At 75.6% G+C, this 7,188-nt stretch carries 4 protein-coding genes and 2 pseudogenes; 2 read left to right on the top strand and 4 right to left on the bottom strand.

The annotated features are described in order from the left end of the window. Positions 1-224: pseudogene (locus ACFQMF_RS14795) on the bottom strand (molecular chaperone DnaJ); the annotation flags it as partial. 128 nt (positions 225-352) lie between these two features. Here ACFQMF_RS14795 and mutS point away from each other — a divergent pair. Together mutS and mutL are read left to right on the top strand one after the other, a co-directional pair. Then, complete coding sequence (mutS, locus tag ACFQMF_RS14800) at positions 353-3,352, top strand: DNA mismatch repair protein MutS (RefSeq protein WP_256407920.1); 3,000 nt, start codon at positions 353-355, stop codon at positions 3,350-3,352. Further along, complete coding sequence (gene mutL / locus ACFQMF_RS14805; protein ID WP_256407919.1) at positions 3,342-5,099, top strand: DNA mismatch repair endonuclease MutL; 1,758 nt, start codon at positions 3,342-3,344, stop codon at positions 5,097-5,099. The genes mutS and mutL overlap by 11 nt, the downstream gene beginning before the upstream one ends. A gap of 27 nt (positions 5,100-5,126) precedes the next feature. Here mutL and ACFQMF_RS14810 read toward each other — a convergent pair whose 3' ends face one another. From ACFQMF_RS14810 to ACFQMF_RS14820, 3 genes and pseudogenes are all read right to left on the bottom strand, one after another. Beyond that, entirely contained in the window at positions 5,127-5,528 is a 402-nt protein-coding gene (locus tag ACFQMF_RS14810) for a hypothetical protein (RefSeq protein ID WP_256407918.1), read from the bottom strand. A 163-nt stretch (positions 5,529-5,691) separates the two neighbouring features. Continuing rightward, entirely contained in the window at positions 5,692-6,915 is a 1,224-nt protein-coding gene (locus tag ACFQMF_RS14815) for a mechanosensitive ion channel family protein (RefSeq protein WP_256407917.1), read from the bottom strand. A 57-nt stretch (positions 6,916-6,972) separates the two neighbouring features. Then, a pseudogene (locus tag ACFQMF_RS14820) lies at positions 6,973-7,188 on the bottom strand (DUF7115 domain-containing protein); the annotation flags it as partial.

Genomic DNA, 7,188 nt, shown 5'->3' on the forward strand with positions numbered 1-7,188 from the left:
CGCCGCGCCCGCTCTCGCTCCCCCGGTCCCGCCCGCGCCGCCTCGCGGCGGACGCGGTCGCGGAGCTTGCCGCTGGCGTGGTACCAGAGGAAGTACGAGACGATCCCGAAGGGGACGGCCACGGCCAGCAGGACGGGCGAGACGACGACCCCCGCGACGAGCAGCAGGGCCGTCAGCCCGATGAACGTCGCCGCCATGCCGACGATGATCGTCCGGTTCGTCACGTGCGTACTGAGGCGTCCATCGTTGTAAGGCTCCCGGCGGCGGGCGGCGCGCGCCCTCGCTCGGCGGGCCCCTCTCGCGCCCGCCGCCCTCCGTACCGTTTATACTCGCGGGCGCCCCGGTTCGCGGTATGTCCACCCCGGACCGAGCGGTCGCGACGGGGCTCCCCCCGGGGATCGCCGAGGCCCGCGAGGAGCTCACGCCGATGCTCTCGCAGTACGCCGACCTCTGTGCCGCCCACGAGGACGCCCTCGTCCTGTTCCAGGTCGGCGACTTCTACGAGGCGTTCTGCGAGGCGGCCGCGGTCGTCGCGCGCGTCTGCGAGGTGACGCTCACCGAGCGCTCGGACTCCACCGGCGACTACCCGATGGCGGGGATCCCCATCGACAACGCCGCCCCCTACCTCGAGTCGCTCCTCGACGCGGGCTACCGCGTCGCCGTCGGCGACCAGGTCGAGGACGCCGAGCAGGCGTCCGGGCTCGTCGACCGCGCGGTCACCGAGGTGATCACGCCCGGCACCGTCGTCGAGGACGACCTGCTGGAGGCGGGGACGACGAACTACGTGGCGGCGGTGGCGGCCGGGGGCGAGGGGGCCGGCGGCGGGAGCGGAGACGCCCCGGGCTCCCCGCCCGTCGGCCTCGCCGCCGTCGACGTCTCGACCGGCGAGTGCCTCGTCACCTCGGGCGACCGCGACGCGGTCGCCGGGGAGCTCGACCGGATCGCCCCGGCGGAGCTGATCGCGGGCCCCGACGCCCCCGCGTTCGAGCCCCCGGACGCCGAGAACGGCTGGACGGTCCACGAGCACGACCCCGAGGTCTTCGAGCGGCGGGCCGCGACCGAGCGCCTGGAGCCGTACCTCCCGGCGCCCGACCGGCGGTTCGACGCGGACGCGGAGCTGCGGGCGGCCGGCGCCGTGCTCGCGTACGCCGAGTACACGCAGGGCGACGACGGCCCGCTCTCGTACGTCACCCGGCTCCGGCGGTACGACCCCCGCGACCGACTGCGGCTCGACGCCGCCGCCCAGCGCAGTCTAGAGCTGTTCGAGAACCGCGGGCTCGGCGCCGGCGACACCCTGTTCGACGTCCTCGACGAGACGAGCTGCGCGCTCGGGCGGCGCTGCCTGGAGCGGTGGCTCCGGCGCCCGCTCGTCGACGCCGACGCGGTCAGAAGCCGCCACGACGCGGTCGGCGAGCTGGCCGACCGCACGCTGGTCCGCGAGGGGATCGCCGACGCGCTCGGGGCCGCCTACGACCTCGAACGCCTCGTCGGCCGGGTCTCTCGGGGGCGGGCCGACGCCCGCGACCTGCGCTCGCTGCACGCGACGCTCGCGGTCGTCCCGGAGCTGAAGGCGACGCTGGCGGGGGCCGAGGGGGCGAACGGCACCGACGGCGACGGCGAGCCCGATCGCCCCCGGACCGACCACCTCCGCGACCTCCGCGACCGGCTCGACGAGCTGGCCGAGATTCGCGAGCTGATCGACGAGGCGATCGCGACCGACCCGCCGCAGGAGATCACCGAGGGCGGCGTGATCCGCGAGGGGTTCGACGACGACCTCGACGCGCTCCGCGCGACCGAGCGCGAGGGGCGCGAGTGGGTCGCCGACCTGGAGGCGAGCGAGCGCGAGCGCACCGGGATCGACTCGCTGTCGGTCGGCCACAACCAGGTCCACGGCTACTACATCGAGGTGACCGACGCGAACCGCGACCGCGTCCCCGACGACTACCGCCGCCGGCAGACGCTGAAGGACCGCGAGCGCTACGTGACGCCCGAGCTGAAGGAGCGCGAGGAGGAGATCGTCGGCGCCGCCGAGCGCGCGGACGCCGTGGAGTACGAGCTGTTCGCCGACGTCCGGGAGCGCGTCGCGAGCGAGACGGAGCGGATCCAGGGGCTCGCGGACGCGCTCGCCGAGCTCGACGCGCTCGCGTCGCTGGCGGCGGTCGCCGTCGAGGGCGACTACGTCCGCCCGGCGGTCGTCGACGACTCCGACGCGGGGGTCGAGATCGAGGGCGGGCGCCACCCGGTCGTCGAGCGGGCGGAGGAGTCGTTCGTCCCGAACGACGCCGACCTCCCGCGCGGGTCGGTCGCCGTGATCACGGGACCGAACATGAGCGGGAAGTCGACGTACATGCGGTCGGTCGCGCTCGCGGTCGTGCTCGCGCAGACCGGCTCGTTCGTCCCCGCGCAGGCGGCGACCCTCCCCGTCTTCGACCGGCTGTTCACCCGGGTCGGCGCCTCCGACGACATCGCGGGCGGGCAGTCGACGTTCATGCGCGAGATGAGCGAGCTGACGGAGATCCTCCACGACGCCGGGCCGGACTCGCTCGTCCTCCTCGACGAGGTCGGCCGCGGCACCGCCACCACGGACGGGCGCGCCATCGCCCGCGCGGCCGTCGAGTTCGTCCACGACGAGCTCGGCGCCACCGCGCTGTTCGCCACGCACTACCACGGGCTCACCGACCTCGCCGACGACCGCGAACACGTCTTCAACCTCCACTTCACCGCCACGCGCGAGGACGGCGACGTGACGTTCCTCCACCGGGTCGTCCCCGGCGCCTCCTCCTCGTCGTACGGCGTCGAGGTCGCCGAGCTCGCCGGCGTCCCCGCCCCGGTCGTCGAGCGGTCGCGGTCGCTGGTGGCCGCCGCCGAGCGCGACCCGTCGGGGGACGGGGCCGCGTCAGGGGGCGACGGGTCGGAGAGTCCGGACGCACCGACCGACGAGGGGGCCGCGTCGGCGGACGAGGGGGAGTCGGGCGACGTCTCGCTCCGCGAGTTCCTCGCCGAGGAGGGCGTCGGCGACGACGGCGACGTCTCGGTGAACGGCGACGGCGACGTCTCCACCGGCGCCGACGGCGACCGTCCGACGGACGCCGGGGCCCGCGACCGGACCCCGAAAGACGGAAGCGAGGTCGGCGGGAGCGGGGCCGACCCGACCGAGGCCGGCGGGGACGAGGCCGATCCGACCGAGACCGGCGGGGACGAGGCCGATCCGACCGAGACCGACGACCTCGGAGCCGACGCCGAGCGCGACCTCGCCGCCGAGCTCCGCGACCTCGACCTCGCCCGGATGACGCCGATCGAGGCGCTGAACGCCCTCCACGACCTCCAGTCGAGGCTCGACGATGGCGGGTGAGGAGCGCGCCGGCGGCGGTCGGCCCGACCGCGAGGCGACGGGAGCGGCCGAGGGGCCGGGCCGCGTCCGCCGGCTCGACCCCGCCACGGTCGACCGGATCGCCGCGGGCGAGGTGGTCACCCGGCCGGCGCGGGTCGTCGGCGAGCTGATCGACAACGCGCTCGACGCCGGCGCCGCCTCGGTCGAGGTCGCGGTCGACGGCGACGGCACCGACCGGATCCGGGTCGCCGACGACGGCGAGGGGATGAGCCGCGCGGACGCCCGCCGCGCGGTCGAGCGCCACGCGACGAGCAAGCTCGCGCCCGACGGCGACCCGGTCGGCGTCGCGTCGCTCGGCTTCCGCGGGGAGGCGCTGGCCGCGATCGCCGACGCCGCGCGGCTCGAACTGACGACGAGCGACGGCGGCCCCGCGGGCACGCGGGTGGTCGCCGACGGGACGGCGGCGGGCGACGGCGCCCCCGAAATCGCGGTGTCCGACGCCGGCCACCCCCGCGGGACCACGGTCGTCGTCGAGGACCTGTTCGCGACCCGTCCCGCGCGCCGCGAGTCGCTCGCGGGGCCGGCCGCCGAGTTCGCGCGGATCTCCTCGCTGGCGGCGGACTACGCGCTCGCGAACCCCGAGGTCGCGTTCTCGTTGGCGCACGGCGGCTCGACCACGCTGTCGACGCCGGGGACGGGCGTCACGGACGCGCTGCTCGGCGTCTACGACCGCGAGACCGCGAGCCGGTCGACCGAGCTCGCGGCGAGCGTCGACGTCGGGGGCGACGGCGGGGAACCGCTCTCGGTCGAGGTCGCCGGCGCGCTCGCGTACCCCTCGGTGACGCGCGCCTCCCGCGACCACGTCCGCGTCTCGGTGAACGGGCGCCCGGTGCGGAACGACCGGCTCGCGGCCGCGGTCCGCGCCGGGTACGGGCGCCTGCTCCCGGACGACCGCGAGCCGGTGGCCGCGGTCGACGCCGCGGTGCCGCCCGCCCGCGTCGACCCGAACGTCCACCCCGCGAAGCGGGAGGTCGGGCTGCGCGACGCCGACCGGCTCGCGGAGGCGGTCGAGTCGGCCGTCGCCGACGCGCTCACGGGCGCCGACCTCCGGCGGAAGGGCGACGTCGACACCGGGATCGAGTCGGCGCTCGACCCGGTCGGGGGCGAGGAGGGGGAGCGGCCCGGGACGTTCGCGGACGCGGAGCCGATCGGCGTCTTCCGCGACCTCTACCTCCTCGTCGAGGCGGGCGAGGAGCTGCTCGTCGTCGACGGCCACGCCGCCCACGAGCGCGTGAACTACGAGCGGCTCGCCCGGGCCTTCGCCGACGAGCCGGTGCCGACCGCCGCGCTCGATCCCCCGGCGGCGGTCTCGCTGTCGGCCGACGAGGCGGCGGCCGCGGAGGCGCACGCCGACGCGCTGGACGCGCTCGGCTTCGAGACGGAGCCGTTCGGCGGCGGGACCGTCAGGCTGCGCTCGGTCCCGGCGCCGTTCGGCCGGGCGGCCGACGCGGACGCGTTCCGCGACGCGCTGGCGACGCTCGCGGGCGACGAGTCCCCGCGGGACGCCCGGGAGGCGCTGCTCGCCGACCTGGCGTGTCACCCGTCGCTGAAGCGCGGGGAGATCGGGGAGCTGTCGCGGGACGAGCGGCGCTCGCTTTTGGACCGGCTCGGCGAGTGCGACCGACCGTACGCCTGCCCGCACGGGCGGCCGACGGTCCTGTCGGTCGACGCGGCGACGTTCGCGGCCGGGTTCGGGCGGGAGCGGTGAGCGGGCCGAGCGCCGCTCGTCCGCGGCTCACCCCGACCGATCGGCGGTGAGCTGTCGGCGGAGGAGGAGCGAGCCGACGCCCGCGAACAGGAGCCCGGTACCGCCGATCCAACCCCGCTGTACCGCGTTCAGCGGCGTCGACCGCATCGACCGCAGTCGCGCGGTCCGGTACTCGGCGAGGGTGGCGTTCTCGCAGCCCCGGACGTCGCTCTCGTTCAGCGTGACCGTCTCCGTGCCCAGGCCGGCGTCGACCAGCCGCGACTCCCCCGCGAGGTCCCCGCACCGCTCGACGTACGCCTCGTAGTCGGCGCGGGTCACCGACGTCGTGCCGGCGGCGTAGACGAGGCCGCCGACGAGGGCCGCGCCGATGAGCACGGCTCCCAGTCCGACGGCGACGTCCGGCCAGTGGATTCCACCTCGCTCACCCATCCTCTCGCCTCCCGAGCGGCGGCGGTGCGACCGACATCGGCCGGCGGCGCTCGCGGGGCGTCCCGCCGGTCGTCGGGTGCGCCGTCCGGCGGCGGTCGGCGCCGCTCGTATCGCCCCTCACTCCGCCGGGCGAAAAAGAAGTTACGCGCGCGTCGACGCGCCCTCAGGCGGGCCGGTCGCTCGGCCGCCCCTCGCCGTCGTCGTCGAAGCGCTCGACGCGCTCGACCGTCTCGTCCGCCTCCGCCGTCTCCGGCGGGTACGAGACGGTGCGCTGGGGGTAGGGGATGGAGATCCCGGCGTCGGCGAACCGCTCCTGGATCCGCTCGACGGCGGTCGCCTTCGAGCGCCAGCGCGCCTGCGGCGTCGGCGGATCGATCCAGAAGCGGAGGTCGAGCAGGATCGCGGAGTCGCCGAAGCCGGAGGGGATCACGTACGGCTTCGGGTTGTTGGCGATCGTGTCGATCTCCTCTAGGACCTCCTCGGCGATCCCGCTGGCCTCGTCGGGGTCGTCGTCGTAGCCGATCCCGACCTCCATGTGGATTCGGAGCCGCCCCTCGCGGCTCCGGTTGGTGATCGCCTGGTTGGTGACGAGGTCGTTCGGCACGACGACGTACTCGCCGTCGAAGTTCCGCATATGGGTGTTCATGATCGTGATCTCGGTGACGAACCCCTCCTCGCTGCCGATCTCGACCCAGTCGCCGATCTCGAAGGGGCGCGCGAACATCAGCACGAAGCCGGCGATGAGCGAGCCGAGGGTCTGTCTGGCGGCCATCCCGAGCACGATCCCGAGGAAGCCCGCCCCGACGAGGAGCCCGCCGAGGTTCACGCCCCAGATCCCGAGGACGGTGACGCCCGCGATCACGAGCAGCCCGACCTGCATGATCCGGCTGAGGAGCTGCTCCTGGTGGGCCGTGATGCGGTCGCTGTCGGCGGAGAGGTCGGCGACGTACTCCTCTACCACGTCGCTCGCGACGTAGGCGCCGCCGAGCAGCAGCACCGAGAGGAGGGCCCGCCCGGCGACGGCCGCGGCGTTCTCCGCGACCGGGAGGACCGCGACGACGACCGCGAACCGCCCCCACAGCGTCAGCACGGCGACGGCGGCGAGCGCGAACAGCGCGAGCTGGAGCACGGCGACGAACACTCGGAGGCCGAACGAGACGGGCACCGCCTCGCGGAGCGTCTCGACCGACGACTCGCCGCGGCCGTCGAGGAAGCGCTCCAGCCGCGCCGCGGTCACCCGCTCGCCCGCCCGGACGGCGCGCGGGAGCAGCAGCCAGCCGGTCAGCGTCGTCGCGAGGAGGATGCCGACGGTCAGGGCGAGGCGGGCCTCCGCGGTCGCGACGCTGCCGAGCGTCGCGTCGATCCGGGGGCCGAGTTGCGCGGTCACTCTCCGGGCTTTCGTCGGCTCGGTTATAAATGGCTCCCCGTGGCTCTCGCGCCGGTATCAGCGCCCGCGCCGGAGCTCCTCGATCAGCCGCTCGATGAGCTCGGACTGCCGGTCGAGGCGCTCGGACTGCTCCTTGACGGCGCGGCGCAGCTCGGCCACCTCGGCCGCGAGGTCCTCGCCCTCGACGCCCGCGCTCTCGAACGGCGACCCGCCGAAGCCGTCGTCGGTCGAGGCCGCCGCGTCGTCCCGCGCGGCCGGCTCCCCGACCCCGCC

This window comes from Halorubrum rutilum, from assembly GCF_042665015.1.
Classification (GTDB): Archaea; Halobacteriota; Halobacteria; order Halobacteriales; family Haloferacaceae; genus Halorubrum; species Halorubrum rutilum.